A 19,437-nucleotide genomic window follows, 5' to 3' on the forward strand; every position below is an offset into this window, starting at 1 on the left:
AAGGGATGAACGGCTCTCCCCTCTACAACGAACCAGCGCGCGCGGTCCTGAACCAAACCACGAAAATTTTTCAGAGCTTGCGCAGCGGCGCGATCTCCCAGCGCCCGCCAACCAGTGCCAAGCGCACCGGCACGATGTCGGGCAAGGCCCGCAAGAAGTCTTCGCCCTGCGCAATCCGCACCTGGCCGGACAACCGCAGCCCGGCCACGCTGGCATCCACCGCTACCGGCCGGGGCAGGTAACGGCGCAGGCGCTCCACCGCCTCGGCCAGCGGGGTGTAGTCAAACACCAGCATGCCGTTGCGCCAGGGCGCGGCCGGCTGCGGCTGGCGGCTCAACCGCTCTTCGCCGCCCGCGGACATGCGCCAAGCCTCGCCCGCAATCAATTCGCGCTGGCTCAGCACCAGGGCCTGGCCATCCAGTTGCTCAATGCGGACACGGCCTTCCTCGACCTGCACGTCCACGCCGCCGCCCGGCAGCCGCTCCACCCCGAAACGGGTGCCCAGCACGGTGATGCGCAAGCTGGCGTCGGCCGGCGCAGCGCCAGGCACATCGACCACAAACGGGCGCTCGGCATCGCGCACCACATCGAAGAACGCCGCGCCCTGCAGCACAACCACGCTGCGCCGGGCCGCGTAGTAGGCCAGCTGCAGCCGGCTTTGGGCGTCCAGCGTCAGCCCACTGCCGTCGGGCAGGCTGCGGCGCAGGATCTGGCCATGGCCGGTGGCCAGCTGCTGCTGCCACTGTGGCATGTAGCTGCGCCAGGCTTGCCAAGACCCAAGGCTGCCCAGGCCGGCAATCCCCAGCAAGGCAGCGAGGGATTTGCGCCGCCCCACGCGCGGGCTCGGCGCAGGCGTGGCGACGGAACCGGTATGCCAGCGCTCCATGGCCGACTGCACACAGTCCATGGCCAGCATCATGTCGCGCTCGATCATGTTGCGCGACACACCGTAGTGGGCGGCCAGCGCGGCCTGGTCTTCGCCATGCACGCGGTGCCGCACAAACACCTGGCGCGCCCGTTCCGGCAGCCCGGCCAGCGCGGCCTGCACCGCGTCCATGGCCTGCCGGTACATCAAGGCCTCGGCGGTATCGGGCGCCTGCGGCTGATGGCCGGCTTGCGCATCGGCATGGCGCTGCACCACACCCATGCGGCGCTGCCGGTCCACCACCAGGTTGCGTGCCATGGTGAACACATAGGCGCGGGCCTCACCACCGTCTTGCAGCGCGGGCTGGCTGCCCTGCTGGGCCATGTCGGCCAGGCGCAGCCAGGTGTCGTGGGCCAGGTCGCGGGCCTCGTCGGCCGAGCCCGTGCGATGCGCCAGGTAGCGCAGCAGGTCCCGGTAGCAGTCCCGAAAACTGGCCAGCAGCGGCGACTGCAGAACACCCACCGGCATGCCGGGCTCAGCGTCCGACCATATCGCCCGGCACCACCCACTGGTCGAACTGTTCACCGGTCACATGGCCGGAAGCCACGGCCGCCTCGCGCAGGCTGCTGCCTTCCTTGTGCGCTTTTTTGGCAATGTAGGCGGCCTTGTCGTAGCCGATGTGCGTGTTCAGCGCGGTCACCAACATCAGCGAGCTGTCGACCAGCGCGGTGATACGCGCGCGGTTCGGTTCTATGCCCACCGCGCAATGGTCGTTAAAGCTGACCATGCCGTCGGCCAGCAGGCGCACGCTCTGCAAAAAGTTGTGCGCCACCATCGGGCGGAACACGTTCAGCTCGAAGTTGCCCGATGCGCCGCCGAAGTTGATCGCCACGTCGTTGCCGAACACCTGGGCGGCCAGCATGGTCACGGCCTCGCTCTGCGTCGGGTTCACCTTGCCCGGCATGATGCTGGAGCCGGGTTCGTTCTCGGGGATGCTGAGTTCACCGATGCCGCTGCGCGGGCCGCTGGCCAGCCAGCGCACATCGTTGGCAATCTTCATCATGCTGGCGGCCAGGGTCTTCAGCGCGCCGTGGGCGTGCACCAGCGCGTCGCAGCTGGCCAAGGCCTCGAACTTGTTGGGCGCGGTCACCAGCGGCAGGCCGGTCAGGCGCGCCAGCTCGGCCGCGGCCTGTTCGGCATAGCCCTTGGGCGCGTTCAGCCCGGTGCCCACGGCTGTGCCGCCCAGCGCCAGCTCGCACAGGTGTGGCAAGGCGGCCTGCACATGGCGCGCGCCATGGTCAAGCTGGGCCACGTAGCCCGAGAACTCCTGGCCCAGGGTCAGCGGCGTCGCGTCCTGCAAATGGGTGCGGCCTATCTTCACGATGTCGTCGAAGTCGCTGGCCTTTTGCGCCAGGGTGGCGCGCAGCTTGGCAATCGCCGGCAGCAGCTTGCCGTGGATCGCCACCACGGCCGCCACGTGCATGGCGGTGGGGAACACATCGTTGCTCGACTGGCTGCGGTTCACGTCGTCATTGGGGTGCACCAGCCGGCCCTCGCCGCGCTCGCCGCCCAGCAGCTCGCTGGCGCGATTCGCCAGCACTTCGTTGACGTTCATATTGGTCTGCGTGCCGGAGCCGGTCTGCCAGACCACCAGCGGAAACTCGTCCGGGTGCTTGCCGGCAATCACCTCGTCGGCCGCGGCCACGATGGCCTGGGTCTTCTTTTCGTCCTGCAGGCCCAGCGCATGGTTGACCACCGCCGAGGCGCGTTTCACCTGGGCCAGCGCGCGGATGATTTCACGCGGCTGCTGTTCGCCCGAGATGTCGAAGTTCTGCAGCGAGCGCTGGGTCTGCGCGCCCCAGAGCTTGTCGGCCGGCACGTCAATCGGGCCAAAGGTGTCGCGTTCGGAACGGGTGTGGGTGTGCATGGGTTCAGGGCGGCCAGTGCCGCAGGTGTGGAATATCCCAAATGATAGCAATTCTCAACAAGGCATGGTCACTGGCGAAAAATTGGGGCCAATTTATACTTACGGCTGTTTTGCTGGCTGCGGGGCGACGCCCCCTGCAACGGATAGAGCTGATGCCTCCGCGAACGTGCACTATTTTTCATCCTCAACCAGTAACCCAGACATGTCAACCACGCCAACCGGACAGCCCAAGAGCGAAGAGTTATCCGACGCACTCACCGACGCGCTGGATGCGCACAAGCAGGCCACCGAAGAAATCAAAGAGGTTGCCGAAGAGCTGGGGGTGGTCCACGCCGTGCTGGACAACCGCATCCCCGACGATGTGCACCACGAAGACGTAGGCGTAGCGATTGCCCGCGCCGACGAGCTGGAAAAGCGCTTGAACGAATCCGTCAAGGTATTGGAAGAAGCAACCGACGCACTGGAGCAAGAAGTCAAAGCCCAGCAAACCACGGACGGCGAAACCCACTGACGCGCTGCGCCTGTCTAGGTGGCGCCATTTGACAGCGTCGGCTTGCTGATCAGTGCCCGCACCTGCTGGGCAAAATGCTTCACATCGATGGGCTTGGACAGATAGCCATCGCAGCCGGCGTTGCGCATCTTGGCTTCGTCGCCGTGCATCGCAAACGCGGTAAACGCCACCACCACAATGCCCTGCGTGGCCGGGCGGGCTTTGAGCAGCTGGGTCAGCTCCAGGCCATCCATGCCGGGCATCTGGATATCCATCAGTATCAGCTCCGGCCGGAACAGATCCACTTTTTGCAAAGCTTCCGCCGCACCGCCCGCGCACTCGACTTCAAAACTGTCGGCCTGCAGCACCACCTGGGCGATGGCGAGGTTCATCGCGTTGTCGTCCACGATCAGCACCCGCGGCGCGCTCATGGCCGGCCCTTGTCTGCACCGAATGCGAGCGGCTGGCGCCAACGCTTCACGCTGTCCAGCATGGATTCGATGGCGCCCCCGCCCTTGCTCAGCACGGCGCGCGCCGAGCCCGCCAGGGTGGCGTATTCCTCGTCGGTCAGCAGCATGCTGGTCCAGATGAACACCGGCACATCGCGCCAGTCGGGCAGCTGCTGCAGCGCGTCCAGTACCTGGAAGCCGTCGAACCCCGGCATCATCAGGTCCAGGATGATGGCGTCTGGGCGGTGCAGCGCAATGTCGCGCAGCGCCTCACGCCCATCCAGGCAGCACACGGCGTCAATGCCTATGCTTTTCAGCGTGGCCTGCATCAGGTCCAGCGCCGCCGGCTCGTCGTCGATCACCAGCACATTCGCACGCCCTGCCCCTTCCAGCCGGAAGCGGGCCATGGCCGCCAGGATTTCGTCGCTGCGTATGGGTTTGCACAGCACATTGGCGATGGCAAAACTGGCGCTGCGGTCGGGCGAGATCGGCATGCTCACGCCCAGCACCGGCGAGCCATGGCTGGCCCCGCGGCTGCGGATGTCGGCCAGCAAATCTAGCCCGCGTCGGTCCGGCAGCTGCAGGTCCAGCATCAGCGCCGCATAGGCCGTGTCGCGGGCCTGGCGCAGCGCATACGGCCCGTCCGATGCGGCATCCACATGAAAGCCGGCTTCGGAGAGCACCTCGATCAACCGGGCCCGGTCGCGCTGGTCATCCTCGATCACCAGAATGCGCTGCGCCTCGGCGGCCTCGTCGCCCAGGGCGCCAGATGCGCTGCGCTGCAAGTCCAGCCCATGGATGCGGTTCAGCACCACGTAGAACACGCTGCCCACATCGACCGTGCTGCGCACCCCGACCTGGCCGCCTTGCGCCTGCACCAGCCGGCGGGTCAGCGCCAGGCCCAGCCCGGTACCCTGGTGTTGCTTGCTGTAGCCCGCGTCCAGCTGCTGGAACTCGGTGAACAGGCGCGGCAGATCGGCGGGCGCAATGCCGATGCCGGAATCCTCGACCTCGATACGCAAATGGTCTGGCCCCTGGGCCATGGCCCGCACACTGACCTGGCCGCCGTCGGCGGTGAACTTGATGGCGTTCGACAGGTAGTTGTACAGCACCTGCTTGAGCCGCGCCGGGTCTAGCGTCAAGACACCCATGTCGGGCTCGATGTCGAACGCCAGATGGATGTGCTTTTGCAAGATGGCGGTGTGGAGAATGTCCTCCACCTCTTTCAGCACCGTGCCAAGGTCGACCGGCTCGGGGTAGAAATCGAACTTGCCGGACTCGACCTTGGACAGGTCCAGCACGTCGTTGATCAGCTGCAGCAAGTGGCGGCCGCTGGTGCCGATGTGGCCTAAAAACTCCTGGTGCTTGGGCGAATCGGGCTTCACCATGCCCGAATGCAGCAGGTCGGCAAAGCCGATCACCGCGTTCAGCGGGGTCCGCAGCTCGTGCGACATATTCGCCAGGAACTGGCTCTTCAACCGGCTGGCCTCCTGGATCTGGCGGTTCTCCGCCTCCAGGCGCTGGGCGATGAGGCGGGCGTGCTCCGCCTGCCTTTGCTCGGTGATATCGCTGACGATACCCAGCATGCGGCTGGCCTTGTCGCCCTGGTGCTGCACGCTGCCGTGCTTGCTGATCCAGTGGATGCTGGCATCGGGCCAGACCACCCGGCACTGCACCCGCCAGTCGCGCAGCTCGGTCAAGGCCAGGTGCAGGGTTTGCGCCACCTCGGAGCGGTCCTCGGGGTGTACGTGCTGGATGAAGGTGTCTAGGCTCCATTCGGCTTGCAGTTCGGCATAGCCAAAACAGCGGTCGTGCCGCAGCGAGTGCTGCATCTTGCCGGTCGCCAGGTTCAGATTCCAGTCACCGATGTGCGCCGCCTCCAGGGTGAAGCGCAGCCGCTCTTCGCTGTCGCGCAATGCTCTTTCAGCGCGCCGCTGCTGCGACACGTCGCGCGCAATTTTGGACGCACCCACCACCTGCCCCTGGCCATCGCGAATCGGTGAAATGCTGACCGACAGGTCCAGCAACTCGCCGTTGCGGGCCAAGCGCACGGTGTCGAACGCCGGCACCGGTTGGCCCAGCGCCAGCTCGTCCAGGATGCGCATTTCTTCGTCCTGCAGCGCTGGCGGAATCAGCATTTGCACCGGCTGGCCAATCGCTTCCTCTGCGGTGTAGCCAAAGATCGCCTGGGCGGCGCCATTCCAGCTGGTGATACGCCCGTCCAGCGACTTGCCAATGATGGCGTCGTTGGACGACTCGACGATCGCCGCAAGTTTGACCACCAGGCTTTGCTGGATGGCGGCCAACTGGTCTTCGGCATTGCGGCGCTGCTGCACCTCGGCCTCCAGCGAGGCAATCACGCTTTGCAGCTGCGCCACCGACGGAATCTTCAAGGCCTTGGGGATCAGCGGCCAGAGCGCAATGGCGGTCACCAGCGAGATCGCGGCGGTGATGATCTTGGTCAGCGCCTGCAAGCCGTAGTCGGGTACCCAGATGGTCCAGATGTCCATCAGATGGGTGATGCCGCAGGCAAAAATGAAGGCGCTGAAAAGAAACGCCACCCAGCTCAGGGTGGCGTCGGGTCGCTTGCGGATGAAGCTCAGGGTGGCCACCGGGATGGAGAAATACGCCGCTGCGATGGTGGCATCCGCAGCCACCATGGACCACAGCAATCCCGGCGTCCAGGTAAAGCAATAGCCATGGGGAAGGAAACCATTTCGCCCCAGCAAAGAGATCCAGGTATCCATGATCGAAGCCCCTTTTCAGAATTGCTTCTGGCCTGACCCGGTCACATTTCCACTGCCCCGGAACATGCGCGGAGCGACGGCTGCGCGGCATGGCGAGCAGCCCGGGCTGGGATCACTCCGCCGAAGATCGTATCATTTCGCAACAAAAAGTCAGCCTCCCATCTACCCGGATATATCCACCGTGAGCGTACCCATATCTGCCCGCAAAAATTTATAAAAAAAAGAGCCGCTAGCGCAGACAACACCTGCGCTAGCAGCTCTTATTTATATAGCAAACCTGCGTGCCACCGCAGGCCGGCGCATCAGCCCAGCTTGATCGCCATCGGGTCGGCCGTCAGGTAGCCCACGGCGGCGCCGAAGCGGTCTTTGTACTGGGCGCGCACCAGCGGGTCCAGCGTGGCCTGCACCTTGCCGTGCAGTGCGGGGATCCAGTCGCCAGCGTGCTGGAAGTTGCTCATGATGTAGGTCCAGCCATGGATTTCGTCCACGCTGTGCAGGCCGGTGGATTCCGCGCCCGACGGGGTGGACAGCACGCGGCTCAGTGCCTTGGTGTCGACGTTGTAGGCCCACAGGTAGTTGTTGACGTGCATGCCGGAGTCTTCGCCGATGAACAGGGTGCGCAGCTTTTCCGAGAACTTGAGGTTGTCCGGGTTGGCGATCTTGTCGATGTGCGCCAGGTTGCCCATGGCATCGGCGGTGATGTCTTCGCCGGCCAGCAGCGTCTTGGTGGCGGTAGGCACCCATTCGCTGCGGATGTCGGCGCCCGACAGGTCTTTTTGCTTGCCGGCCAGTTTGTGCTCGATCACCGCGCCGGCGTTCAGCGCCTTGGGCAGCGCAATGCCGCTGCTGGCCGTCCAGCCCTTGCCGCCCTTGACCATGGAGTTCTGGATGTAGGACAGCGCGGAATACGCCACTTTGTCCTTGATGTTGACGGTCGTGCCTTCCATCTTGGTGAAGGCCATGGTGCCGCCCACCACACCGGCGTAGCGGTGGGTTTCCAGGAAGGCCGCGGCCTTTTCCATGCCGGGCTTGACCTTGACCCAGTTGGCCACGCCTTCCACCCACACCTGGGTGAAGCTGGCGTCCTTGGGGTCGTCCTTGCGCACTTCCATGATGTCGGCTGGCTTCAGGGTATTGGCCAGTTGCTCGATCTCGGCGCTGGTGGCGTGGCCCAGCTTGATCCAGTAGACACCGGCGCCGGCGACGGCCGGGTCAACCGAGAAGCCGGCATCCAGGCTGGCCACGTACAGCGTGCCGGCCGACAGGTCTTTTTCGCGGTCGGCCACGAACATGAACAAGCCGCCGTTGGTGTAGTCGTCGCCCATCAGCGCGGTGCGGTTGTCGGGCATCACCTGGATCAGCTCGTGCGAGATGCGGCCCAGGCAGTAATGCTTCTTGATGGAGCCGGTGCCATCGGGGTTCACCGTCACTTCGGGCAGGTGGCCGTAGTGGTAGGGGTTGGCCTTGTTTTCGTCGCCAAACAGGTTCTTGCTGAAGCTCTTGAAGTGCTTGACTTCGCCGATAAAGGGCGCGTTGGGCTCGTACTCTTCGCTGGAGAGATGGGTGTTCCAGGGCGACAGGCTGGCGCCGCAGGTGATCCACAGGCCATGGGCGCTGGAGGTGTCGACGTTGTGGTACTTCACCAGGCTCAGCTTGCCCGTGCTTTGGTCCTGGTCCAGGGTCAGCACGGCGATGGGCGACGGCAGGGTGCCGTAGGCATCGGCGCCCTGCTGGTCGCGGGTGGTGTATTCGAACTGCACCACGGCAAACACCGGCTTGCCTTTGACGCCGGGCACATTGGCATTCGGCAAAGTCAGCAGCGACGAGCCATCGGGGCAGTCCGAGAAGAACTGGCGCTCCTTGCCGGCCACCGAGCGGTCCATGATGGGCTGGTTGCGGATGTCCACATAACCACCGGCCAGCACCGTGCCGCCTTTGCCGTCCGGCACCATGTCGCCGGTCATGAAGAACGGCTGGTAGGCCAGCTTGTAGCTGCGGCTGGTGTTGTCGGCATAGGCCACGTTCAGCAGCGAACCGACCGACACGCTGGCCATGGCCGCCGGATTGGCCAGCGTGGGCGCGGCCATGCCGGTGAAGCTGGCCGACACAAAGCCGGCGCTGGCCGGCGCGGTGGTGGCGCAACCCGACAGCAGCGAGGTGGTGGCAAATGCACCCAGGGGCAGCATGGGCGCAGTGGCCAGGAATTTGAGCGCACTGCGGCGCGAGGCGAGGGAAACGTCAGACATCGTGGAGTTCCAGAGGGGTGGGAGAAACGGGCTTGTGCGCCGGTGGGCAGCTGTCTGCGCCCGGCATTTTTTGCGGATCATAGGAAGCCGATATGACAGTTTTTTGACTGTCATCGTGCTGTTTTGTCCGGCCACGGCGCACGCAAATGGGGCGTCAGAGCGGTTCTCCCAGCGAGGGCACGGCTATTGCATGGCTGCCAATTGGTATATTTCGCCCCTGGTTCAGTGAACACTTAACCAATTCTTTACATTCCCCCATAGGCAAACCCATGCAAATCATCCACAAGATCGCGGCTTCGGTCGGCTTTTTCGCCATTGCACTCGGCTCGGTCGGCAGCGCCCAGGCCCAGAACAAAGAGCTGGTGGTCGGCTCCAGCGCCACCTACCGCCCGTTTGCCTATGAAAGCCCCAGTAAGGAAATCGTGGGCTACGACGTGGACATCATCAAGGCCGTGGCGCAAAAGGCCGGCCTGCAGATCAAGATCGTCAACACCCCCTGGACCGGCATCTTTGCTGCGCTGAACAACGGCGACGTGGACCTGGTGATCTCTGGCGTGACCATCAACGACAAGCGCAAGCAGTCGTACGACTTCACCGCTCCCTACTTCGAAGCCCGCCAGCTGATCGCCGTGCCGCAAGCCAGCACCGCCAAGACGCTGAAGGACCTGGCCGGCAAGAAGATCGGCGTGGTGACCGGCAGCACCGGCGACGACATTTCTTCGCGCGAATTCGGCAAGACCAACCCCGACATCCGCCGTTTTGAAAGCACGCCGGTGGTGATCGCCGAGCTGGCCAACAGCGGCCTGGACGCCGCCATCGGCGACAACGGCGTGATCGCCTTCCGCGTGCAAGAGCACAAGCAGCTGAAGACGGTGAACGACCCGAGTTTCCCCAAGGAGTTCTTCGGCATCGTCGTCAAGCAAGGCAACAAGGCGCTGCTGGACAAGCTGAACACCGGCCTGGCCGCCGTCAAGGCCGACGGCAGCTACGCAACCATTTACAAGAAGTGGTTCCAGGCCGACGCGCCGACCCTGCCCGCGCAATAACCCAGGCCTGGTAGGTTTCTTCGATGGAACAAGTTCTCTGGTTCGGCTGGTTCCGCGCCGACATCATTGCGGAATACGCCGAGCTGTTCTGGCGCGGCCTGCAGATGACCATTACCGTCACGCTGATCTGCATCGTCCAGGGTACGGCCCTGGGCCTGGCGATCGGCATGGCGCGGGTGGCCGAAGCCCGCCACGCACCGGCCAAACAGCTGTGCAAATACCTGCTGCGCTGGCCGTCCACGGTGTACGTCAGCTTCTTCCGCGGCACGCCGCTGTTCGTGCAGATTCTGCTGATCCACTTCGCGGTGCTGCCGCTGTTCATCAACCCGGCGGACGGCTTGTTCATCTCCGGCGACACGGCACGCAACATCAAGCAGAACTACGGGGCTTTTGTCTCCGGCATCGTGGCGCTGACCTTGAATGCCGGCGCCTATATCTCCGAGATCTTCCGCGCCGGCATCCAGTCTATCGACAAGGGCCAGGTGGAAGCCTCGCGTTCGCTGGGCATGTCGTTTCGGCGCACCATGTTCCACGTCGTGCTGCCGCAGGCGTTTCGCCGCATGCTGCCGCCGCTGGGCAACAACGCGATCTCGCTGCTGAAGGACTCGTCGCTGATCTCGGCCATCGGCCTGGCCGAGCTGGCCTACGCGGCGCGCACCGTGGCCGGCGCCTACTCGCGCTACTGGGAGCCGTATCTGACGATTTCACTGATGTACTGGGTACTGACCCTGGGCCTGGCCTACGGCATCAAACAACTGGAGGCTCGCTATGGACGTGGTGATTCGCGTTGAGAAACTGACCAAGCAATTCGGTGCCGCACCGGTATTGCGCGGCATCGACTGCGCGATCCATGCGTCCGAAGTGGTTTGCGTCATCGGCCCATCGGGCTCGGGTAAAAGCACGTTTCTGCGCTGCCTGAACGGGCTGGAAGATGCCTCTGGCGGCACGGTGCTGGTGAACAATGTCTCGGTGCACGACCCCAAGACCAATATCGACGCGCTGCGCGCCGAAATCGGCATGGTGTTCCAGCGCTTCAACCTGTTCCCGCACAAGACGGTGCTGGAAAACATCACCCTGGCCCCCAGCAAGGTGCGCAAGCTGACCGACGCCCAGGCCCGGGCCCGGGCCAGCGAGCTGCTGCTGAAGGTCGGCCTGCTGGAGAAGATCGACGCCTACCCGAACCAGCTGTCTGGCGGCCAGCAGCAGCGCGTGGCGATTGCCCGCGCGCTGGCGATGCAGCCGCGCATCATGCTGTTCGACGAGCCGACCTCGGCCCTCGACCCGGAGATGGTCGGTGAGGTGCTGGCCGTGATGCAGGCGCTGGCCGAAGAAGGCATGACCATGGTGGTGGTAACCCACGAAATGGGCTTTGCCCGCCAGGTGGCCGACCGCGTGCTGTTTCTGGACGAAGGCCTGGTGGTCGAGCAAGGCACGCCGACCGAGCTGTTCGACCACCCGCGGGAAGAGCGCACGCGCAAATTCCTCAGTAAAGTGCTGTAACCGCGCTGTTTCAGGCAGCCGCCGCGCCAAAGCCCGCCGACCTGTCGGCGGGCTTTTTTATGCATGTTTTATGCCTCTAGCGCAGTAACTACCTTCGCAGGCAGCTACTTTTAATATAGCAACAGGCCATCACCCATCGGGCGCGGAAACCGGTGGCCGCACAGGGGATAATCCTAGGGTTTCCCTCCAGTTACCCCACCCACTAGCCAGGCACCCCATGACCACGAGCATCCGCCAAGCCGATCTGATCGAATCCATCGCCGCTGCGTTGCAGTACATCAGCTACTACCACCCCACCGACTACATCGCCCACCTGGCCCGCGCCTACGAGCGCGAGCAGAGCCCGGCGGCCAAGGACGCGATTGCGCAGATCCTGACCAACAGCAAGATGAGCGCCACCGGCCAGCGCCCGATCTGCCAGGACACCGGCATCGTCAACGTGTTCCTCAAAGTCGGCATGGACGTGCGCTGGGAAGGCTTCACCGGCAGCCTGGACGACGCCATCAACGAAGGCGTGCGCCAGGGCTACGCCCACCCCGACAACACCTTGCGCGCCAGCATCGTGGCCGACCCTCAGTTCGACCGCAAGAACACCAAGGACAACACCCCCGCCGTCATCGTCACCGAGATCGTGCCCGGCAACACCGTGGACATCACCGTCGCAGCCAAGGGCGGCGGCTCGGAAAACAAAAGCAAGATGGTCATGCTGAACCCCGGCGACTCGGTCGTTGACTGGGTGCTGAAGACCGTGCCGACCATGGGCGCCGGCTGGTGCCCGCCCGGCATGCTAGGCATCGGCATCGGCGGCACGGCCGAGAAAGCCGTGCTGATGGCCAAGCAAAGCCTGATGGACGACCTGGACATGTACGAGCTGCAAGCCAAGTCCTCGGCCGGTGGCGCGCTCACCAAGACCGAAGCGCTGCGCCTGGAGCTGTTCGAGAAAGTCAACGCCCTCGGTATCGGCGCCCAAGGCCTGGGTGGCCTGACCACGGTGCTTGACATCAAGATCAAGATGTACCCCACGCACGCGGCCAGCAAGCCGGTAGCGATGATTCCCAACTGCGCCGCGACCCGCCACGCGCACTTCGTGATGGACGGCAGCGGCCCGGTGTATCTGGACCCACCGAGCCTGGACCTGTGGCCGAACGTCAACTGGACGCCCGACTACAACAAGAGCAAAAAAGTCGACCTGAACACCCTGACCAAGGCCGAAGTCGCCAGCTGGAAACCCGGTGACACCTTGCTGCTGAACGGCAAGATGCTGACCGGCCGCGACGCCGCGCACAAGCGCATCCAGGACATGCTGGCCAAGGGCGAGAAGCTGCCGGTGGACTTCACCAACCGCGTCATCTACTACGTCGGCCCGGTCGATCCGGTGCGTGACGAAGCTGTCGGCCCCGCCGGCCCCACCACCGCCACCCGCATGGACGGCTTCACCGAGATGATGCTGGCCGAGACCGGCCTGATCTCCATGATCGGCAAGTCCGAGCGCGGCCCGGTCGCCATCGAAGCCATCAAGAAGCACAAGAGCGCCTACCTGATGGCCGTCGGCGGCGCCGCCTACCTAGTGTCCAAAGCCATCAAGACCGCCAAGGTGGTGGGCTTTGCCGACTTAGGGATGGAAGCGATTTACGAGTTCGACGTGGTCGACATGCCTGTCACCGTGGCAGTCGATGCGGGCGGCACCAGCGCCCACATCACCGGCCCGGCCGAATGGCAGAAGAAGATCGCTACCGGCGAGTTCAAGAACATCGGAGTTGTGGCGGCTTGAATTCACCGATAGGTGTTTTTGACAGCGGCATCGGCGGCCTCAGCGTTTTACAAGCGCTGCAGGCCGCTCTGCCGCTAGAGCACTTTGTCTACCTGGACGACAGCGCCTACGCGCCCTATGGCGAGCGCGGCGATGGTCATGTGGTGCAACGATCCCGCGCCATCACCGCGTACCTGCGCCAGACACACGGCATCAAGGCCCTGGTCATCGCCTGCAACACCGCGACCATGGCGGCCGTGGCCCTGCTGCGTGCCGAACACCCGGACCTGCCCATCGTCGGTGTCGAGCCAGGGCTGAAGCCGGCAGCAGCCGCCAGCCAGACGAAGCGCGTCGGCGTGATCGGTACCCGCGGAACGGTCACCAGCGCCAAGTTCAATGCCTTGCGGCTCAGCCTGCAGGACCAGGCGGAGTTCATCGTCCAGCCCTGCGACGGCCTGGCCGACGCCATCAGCCGCAGCGTGGCAACGGACGACGATACAAAAACCATAGCACTCTGCGCAGACTACATCAGCGCCATGGGCCCATTTGGCTCAAACCCCGGCGAGATAGACACGCTGGTGCTGGGCTGCACGCATTACGTGTTTGCCCAGGCGCATCTGGAGCGGCTGGTGGGTCCGCAGGTGCGCATCCTGTCTACCGGCGAACCGGTAGCACGGCGCACTCGGCATTTGCTGGAAGCCTCCAGCGCCCTGGCAACGGAAGGCCCGGGCCGGGTGCAACTGGTCACCACCGGCGAACCGGCGGTGCTGCAGGCCGCGGCTCGGCGCTGGCTGGGCTTTGCTACCGAAGACGCGGTGCGCTGGTCGGCCTAAACCCAGTGGTCGTGCCGCGCGCGGCGCTCCTGGCGGTAGTTGGTCACTTCCAGCCGAATGCCATCCGGGTCGGAGAAGAAAGTCGCCCAGTAGTCATCCGCGTACTCGGGATACAGCCGGGCCTCGGTGGCGGCAATGCCGGCGCTGCGCAACTGCTCGGCCACAGCCAGCACATCGGCGATCGAATCTACCCGTAGACAGAAATGGTGCAGCCCCGGCGCATACGAATCATGCGGCGCCGCACTGCGCGCCGGGCGCAGCACAAAGCCGAAATGCCGGTTGAAATACTGGATGTGCGGATCGCCCGCCAGCGCAAACTTGTTCTTGCGAAATCCCAGCGCCGCCACCAGCACCTGGTCGTAGAACGGCTCGGCACGCGCCAGGTCGGACACGCTGATGTAGATGTGGTCGATTCCAATGGCTTCGGGCATGGCGGGCTTTCTGGCAAACAAGGCGGCGCGCAGTATCCCACAGTGGCCGGTTTTAGAAGCAAATAGGCCTGCAGCGCATATTCCGTCTGCGCAAGAAGCTATGTAATCCATAGCAACTCCCTGAAACCCGGCTGCAGAGCAGATTGCGCAGGGGTAAATCCGTAGTAAAGCTTTTTGAACCATGACAAGCCCTGCAACAGCAGGCTTTACGATGTACCGAGATCTTTACTTGGCCACTCCGCGGGCCGGCCCACTCCATGACCAAGCACTTGTTTTTGCGCACCGGCGCTGCGCGCCACGCCGGCCTGTCCGCGCCGGGATTTCTGGGCCTGGTGCTGCTGGTCGCGGCCGCGGGCGGCGCGGGCTGGTGGTGGGGCCAGCACCAGCCCGCTGCCACGGCTGATGCAGCCAACCCGCCGGCGCGGGCCGCCAGCGCTGTAGGGGGATCGGGAGGATCGGGTGGTGGTCGGCGCTTTGGCGGCACCAGCCAGGTGCAGCCGGTGTCGGTGGCGGCGGTGCAGCAACATGATGTGCGGGTGCTGGTATCGGCCATCGGCAATATCAGCGCGCTGAACACCGCCACGGTGCGGGCGCAGGTCTCGGGCGTGCTGCTGGCCGTGCGCTTCCAGGAGGGCCAGCAGGTCAAGGCCGGCCAAGTGCTGGCCGAGATCGACCCGCGCAGCTTCCAGATCGCACTCGCGCAAGCCCAGGGCCAGCTGGCGCGCGACCAAGCCCAGCTGCGCAACGCCCAGATCGACCTGGAGCGCTACAAGGATTTGCTGGCCAAGGATTCGATTGCCAAGCAGCAGGTGGACACGCAGGACGCGCTGGTCAAGCAGCTGCAGGGCACGGTGCTGACGGACCAAGCCCAGGTCGACAGCGCCAAGCTGCAGCTCTCGTACACCCAGGTGCGCGCGCCGATCGGCGGCCGGCTCGGCTTCCGCCAGGTCGACGTAGGCAATATGGTGCAGACCGGCGACACCAATGGCCTGGTCAGCATCACCCAGACCCAGCCGCTGACGGTGGTGTTTGCCGTGCCCGAGGCGAATGTGGCGCAGATCAACCAGCAACTGGCCGCCAAGACCCCGCTGCAGGTCGAGGCCTGGGACCGGGCGCTGAAGAACAAACTCGCCGTCGGTAAGGTGGCCAGCACCGACAACGCCATCGACACCACCACCGGTACCCTCAAGCTCAAGGCCCAGTTTGCCAACGCCGATGGCGCGCTGTTCCCCAACCAGTTCGTCAACGTGGTGCTGCAGCTGGGCACGCTGCCCAACGCTCTGATCGTCCCCAGCGCCGCCGTGCAACGCGGCGCCCAAGGCACCTTCGTCTACGCGGTAAAAGACGACGGAAGCGTCAGCGTGCGGCGCATCCGACTGGGTGCGACCGATGGCGACGGGGTCAGCGTGCAAGGCGAGATCAGCGCCGGTGAAAAAGTCGTCACCGACGGCGCCGACCGCCTGCGCGAAGGCGCCAAGGTCGAGGTGATTGCACCGCAGCCCGCCAATGCGGCCAGCGATACAGGCGGCCGCCGCCGGCGCGATAAATCAGAGCCCAATGCGGCTCCCACGCAGGCAACATCTGCGCCAACAGCTACAAAAACAGAAGCACCGACAGCCGCGGCGAAAAGTCCGGTAGCGGCACCCGCTGCGGCCCCAGCCGCCAGCGACGAGCGTCCGCGCTGGCTGGAACGCCTGCCACCCGAGGAGCAGGAAAAATTCAAGCAGATGGGCCCCGACGAGCGCAAAGCCTTCATCGAAAAAATGCGCGAACGCCGCCGCCAGAAAGAGGCCGCCGGTGGATAAGACCCTCTTTGAGCCCCTCTTCGCCGCGCCATGAACCTGTCCCGCATATTCATCCTGCGCCCGGTAGCGACTTCGCTGCTGATGGTGGCGATCCTGATTGCCGGCCTGCTGGCGTATCGGCTGCTGCCGGTGTCGGCCCTGCCCGAGGTCGACTACCCGACGATCCAGGTCACCACGCTGTACCCCGGCGCCAGCCCCGATGTAATGACGTCGTCCGTCACCGCGCCGATGGAGCGCCAGTTCGGCCAGATGCCGGGGCTGGCACAGATGTCATCCACCAGCTCGGGCGGCGCGTCGGTCATCACGCTGCGCTTCTCGCTGGAAATGTCGCTGGATGTGGCCGAGCAACAGGTGCAGGCCGCGATCAACGCCGGCAGCAATCTGCTGCCCAGCGACCTGCCGATGCCGCCAACCTACAGCAAAGTGAACCCGGCCGACGCACCCATCCTGACCTTGGCGATCACCTCGCCCTCGCTGCCGGTGATCCGCGTACACGACCTGGTAGAAAACCGCCTGGCCCCCAAGCTGTCGCAGGTCGAGGGCGTGGGCCTGGTGGCGCTGGCCGGTGGCGGCCGCCCCGCCGTGCGCATCCAGGCCGACCCGAGCAAGCTGGCCGGCGTGGGCCTGGCACTCGACGATGTGCGCACCGCCATTTCTGCCGCCAATACCAACCAGGCCAAGGGCAGCTTCGACGGCCCGCTAAGGGCTTCGACCATCGACGCGAATGACCAGCTGCGCTCGGCGGCCGAGTACACCAATCTGATCCTGGCCTACAAGAACGGCGCGCCGATCCGCATAAAGGATGTGGCGAATGTCGTCGATGATGCCGAGAACGTCCGCCTCGCTGCCTGGGCCAACGCCACGCCCGGCATCATCCTGAACATCCAGCGGCAGCCCGGCGCGAATGTGATCGACACCACCGACCGCATCAAGGCCTTGCTGCCCAAGCTGCAAGCCACCCTGCCCGCTTCGCTGGACGTGCAAATCCTGACAGACCGCACGGTCACCATCCGCGCCTCGGTGGAAGACACGCAGTTGGAGCTGCTGCTGGCCATCGGCCTGGTGGTGGCCGTTATTTTTGTGTTCTTGCGCAGCGGCTCGGCCACGCTGATCCCCAGCCTGGCCGTGCCCTTGTCGCTGGTCGGCACCTTTGGCGTGATGCACCTGGCCGGCTTCTCGATCAACAACCTGACCCTGATGGCGCTGACGATTTCCACAGGCTTTGTGGTCGACGACGCCATCGTGATGATCGAAAACATCGCCCGCTATGTAGAGCAAGGCAAGAAGCCGTTTGACGCCGCGCTCAAGGGAGCGAAGCAGATCGGCTTCACGATTATTTCGCTTACGATTTCGCTGATTGCGGTGCTGATCCCGCTGCTGTTCATGGGCGATGTGGTGGGCCGCTTGTTCCATGAATTCGCCATCACGCTGGCGGTGTCCATTTTGATTTCTGCCGTGGTGTCGCTGAGCTTCACGCCCATGCTGTGCGCACGCCTGCTCAAGCACACGCCCGAGGAAAGCCATGGCCGCATCTACCAGGCCACCGGCCGCTTTTTCGACAATCTGATCCGCCGCTACGGCCTGGCGCTGGACTGGGTGCTGGCGCGCCAGGCCGGCACGCTGGTCGTGTTTGTGCTGACGGTGGTGCTCACCGGCTGGCTGTACTTCGTGGTGCCCAAAGGCTTTTTCCCGCTGCAGGACACGGGCGTGATCCAGGCCATGACCGAGGCCGCGCAGAGCAGCTCGTTTGCCGCGATGTCGGAGCGGCAACAGGCGCTGGCCGAGGTGATTCTGCAAGACAGCGCGGTGCAGAGCGTGTCGTCCTTCATCGGCGTGGACGGCGTCAACACCACGCTGAACCAGGGCCGGATTCTGATCAACCTCAAGCCCAAGGCCACGCGCGATGCGTCGGCCAACGCCATCCTGCGCCGCCTGAGTGACGCCAGCCGCAAGGTGGCAGGCATCGCGGTGTACATGCAACCGGTGCAGGACCTGACCATCGAAGACCGCATCTCCAAGACCCAGTACCAGTTCCTGCTGTCGTCACCGAATTTTGACGAGCTCAACAGCGCAGCGGCCGAACTGCTGGCGCGCCTGCGCGGCTTGCCGCAGCTGGCCGACGTGGGCAGCGACGTACAGGACAAGGGCTTGCAAGCCTATGTGGAGATCGACCGCATCGCCGCCGGCCAGCTGGGTGTGACGGTGGCGAACATCGACTCCGCGCTGTACAACGCCTTTGGCCAACGGCTGATTTCCACCATCTACACCCAGTCGAACCAGTACCGCGTGGTGCTGGAGGTGGCGCCGCACGACCGGCTCGGGCCGCAGGCGCTGTCCAAGCTCTACGTGCCCGGTGCCAACGGCGTGCAGGTGCCGCTGTCGTCGGTGGCCAAGGTGCAGGAAAGATCGGCCGCGCTGGCAGTGAACCACGCGGGGCAGTTCCCGTCGGCGACGATTTCCTTCAACACCGCACCCGGCCATTCGCTGGGCGACGCGGTCAGTGCGATCCAGGCCGAAGAGGCCGCGCTGCAGCTGCCGGCCAGCATAGAGACCAGCTTCCAGGGCGCGGCGCTGGCCTTCCAGGCATCGCTGAACAACACCTTGCTGCTGATACTGGCGGCCATCGTCACCATGTACATCGTGCTCGGCGTGCTGTACGAGAGCTTCATCCACCCGGTGACGATTCTGTCCACCCTGCCCTCGGCAGCACTCGGCGCGCTGCTGGCGCTGCTGGTGTTCCGACTAGACCTGGACATCATCGCCATCATCGGCATCGTGCTGCTGATCGGCATCGTCAAGAAGAACGCCATCATGATGATCGACTTCGCGCTGGACGCCGAACGCGAGCAGGGCCTGAGCCCGCGCGCTGCGATCCACCAGGCCTGCCTGCTGCGCTTTAGGCCGATCTTGATGACAACGCTGGCGGCCTTGCTGGGCGCGCTGCCGCTGATGTTGGGCACCGGCGTCGGCAGCGAGCTGCGGCATCCGCTGGGCGTGACCATGGTCGGCGGACTCATCGTCAGCCAGCTGCTGACGTTGTTCACCACGCCGGTGATTTATTTGGGGTTTTCTCGGGTGGCTTTGAAGTGGCGGAAGCGATGACTCAAGCTGCTGATTTCAATTCACGCTCCTGGTCGGGATCTGCCCCCGACAGGGCAGTGACTTTTCTTTGCGCAGCCAAAGAAAAGTCACCAAAAGAAAGGCTGCCCCCACTCACCGCGACCCTTCGCTGCGCTGCGGGCAACCTGCGCTGCGCACTTTTGACGGGGGAGCGCTCGAACTCGCTACGCTCAGACAATCGCGCTCCTGATCCCGCCAAAAGCACGCAGCGCAGGCGCTCTAAGAGGG

The 19,437-nt window shown here is 64.6% G+C and carries 14 protein-coding genes; 8 read left to right on the forward strand and 6 right to left on the reverse strand.

Annotated elements, in window-relative coordinates; all coding sequences use genetic code 11:
- Positions 1-70: 70 nt before the first annotated feature.
- Positions 71-1,393: a sigma-70 family RNA polymerase sigma factor gene (locus BLT66_RS02530; protein WP_092755414.1), complete on the reverse strand. Its 1,323-nt coding sequence runs from the start codon at positions 1,391-1,393 to the stop codon at positions 71-73.
- A 7-nt stretch (positions 1,394-1,400) separates the two neighbouring features.
- Entirely contained in the window at positions 1,401-2,792 is a 1,392-nt protein-coding gene (gene fumC / locus BLT66_RS02535; RefSeq protein ID WP_092755416.1) for a class II fumarate hydratase, read from the reverse strand.
- A gap of 202 nt (positions 2,793-2,994) precedes the next feature.
- On the opposite strand from fumC, the gene BLT66_RS02540 reads away from it, so the two are divergent.
- The gene (locus BLT66_RS02540) at positions 2,995-3,303 is read left to right on the forward strand and encodes a hypothetical protein (RefSeq protein WP_092755418.1); all 309 of its coding nucleotides are present in this window, start codon (positions 2,995-2,997) and stop codon (positions 3,301-3,303) included.
- Positions 3,304-3,317: 14 nt separating this feature from the next.
- On the opposite strand, the gene BLT66_RS02545 is transcribed toward BLT66_RS02540, so the two are convergent.
- From BLT66_RS02545 to BLT66_RS02555, 3 genes are all read right to left on the reverse strand, one after another.
- Complete coding sequence (locus tag BLT66_RS02545) at positions 3,318-3,713, reverse strand: response regulator (RefSeq protein WP_092755419.1); 396 nt, start codon at positions 3,711-3,713, stop codon at positions 3,318-3,320.
- Entirely contained in the window at positions 3,710-6,478 is a 2,769-nt protein-coding gene (locus BLT66_RS02550) for a PAS domain S-box protein (RefSeq protein ID WP_092755421.1), read from the reverse strand. Before BLT66_RS02550 ends, BLT66_RS02545 begins: the two co-directional genes overlap by 4 nt.
- A gap of 302 nt (positions 6,479-6,780) precedes the next feature.
- Positions 6,781-8,724 (reverse strand): PhoX family protein, encoded by a 1,944-nt coding sequence (locus BLT66_RS02555; protein WP_092755423.1) that lies wholly within the window; start codon positions 8,722-8,724, stop codon positions 6,781-6,783.
- Between the two features lie 269 nt (positions 8,725-8,993).
- Here BLT66_RS02555 and BLT66_RS02560 point away from each other — a divergent pair, with 269 nt between their 5' ends.
- From BLT66_RS02560 to murI, 5 genes are all read left to right on the forward strand, one after another.
- The gene (locus tag BLT66_RS02560) at positions 8,994-9,770 is read left to right on the forward strand and encodes a basic amino acid ABC transporter substrate-binding protein (RefSeq protein WP_092755425.1); all 777 of its coding nucleotides are present in this window, start codon (positions 8,994-8,996) and stop codon (positions 9,768-9,770) included.
- A 23-nt stretch (positions 9,771-9,793) separates the two neighbouring features.
- The gene (locus BLT66_RS02565) at positions 9,794-10,561 is read left to right on the forward strand and encodes an amino acid ABC transporter permease (protein WP_092755427.1); all 768 of its coding nucleotides are present in this window, start codon (positions 9,794-9,796) and stop codon (positions 10,559-10,561) included.
- Positions 10,548-11,270, forward strand: coding sequence for an amino acid ABC transporter ATP-binding protein (locus BLT66_RS02570; RefSeq protein WP_092755429.1), 723 nt, complete (start codon positions 10,548-10,550; stop codon positions 11,268-11,270). The genes BLT66_RS02565 and BLT66_RS02570 overlap by 14 nt, the downstream gene beginning before the upstream one ends.
- A 217-nt stretch (positions 11,271-11,487) precedes the next feature.
- On the forward strand, positions 11,488-13,041 hold the full coding sequence (locus BLT66_RS02575) for a fumarate hydratase (protein WP_092755431.1): 1,554 nt from the start codon (positions 11,488-11,490) through the stop codon (positions 13,039-13,041).
- Positions 13,038-13,853, forward strand: a complete 816-nt coding sequence (gene murI / locus BLT66_RS02580; RefSeq protein WP_255406726.1) for a glutamate racemase — start codon at positions 13,038-13,040, stop codon at positions 13,851-13,853. Before BLT66_RS02575 ends, murI begins: the two co-directional genes overlap by 4 nt.
- Here murI and BLT66_RS02585 read toward each other — a convergent pair.
- Positions 13,850-14,284 carry a VOC family protein gene (locus tag BLT66_RS02585; protein WP_092755435.1) on the reverse strand — a complete coding sequence of 145 codons (435 nt, stop codon included), beginning with the start codon at positions 14,282-14,284 and terminating at the stop codon, positions 13,850-13,852. The two genes, murI and BLT66_RS02585, sit on opposite strands and share 4 nt — an antisense overlap.
- Before the next feature lie 257 nt (positions 14,285-14,541).
- Between BLT66_RS02585 and BLT66_RS02590 the strand changes: the two genes are divergently transcribed.
- Positions 14,542-16,089 carry an MdtA/MuxA family multidrug efflux RND transporter periplasmic adaptor subunit gene (locus BLT66_RS02590; RefSeq protein WP_092755437.1) on the forward strand — a complete coding sequence of 516 codons (1,548 nt, stop codon included), beginning with the start codon at positions 14,542-14,544 and terminating at the stop codon, positions 16,087-16,089.
- A 30-nt stretch (positions 16,090-16,119) separates the two neighbouring features.
- Positions 16,120-19,191 (forward strand): MdtB/MuxB family multidrug efflux RND transporter permease subunit, encoded by a 3,072-nt coding sequence (locus BLT66_RS02595; RefSeq protein WP_092755439.1) that lies wholly within the window; start codon positions 16,120-16,122, stop codon positions 19,189-19,191.
- The last annotated feature ends 246 nt before the right edge of the window (positions 19,192-19,437 follow it).

It is taken from the genome of Rhodoferax sp. OV413, assembly GCF_900104385.1.
Classification (GTDB): Bacteria; Pseudomonadota; Gammaproteobacteria; order Burkholderiales; family Burkholderiaceae_C; genus Rhodoferax_B.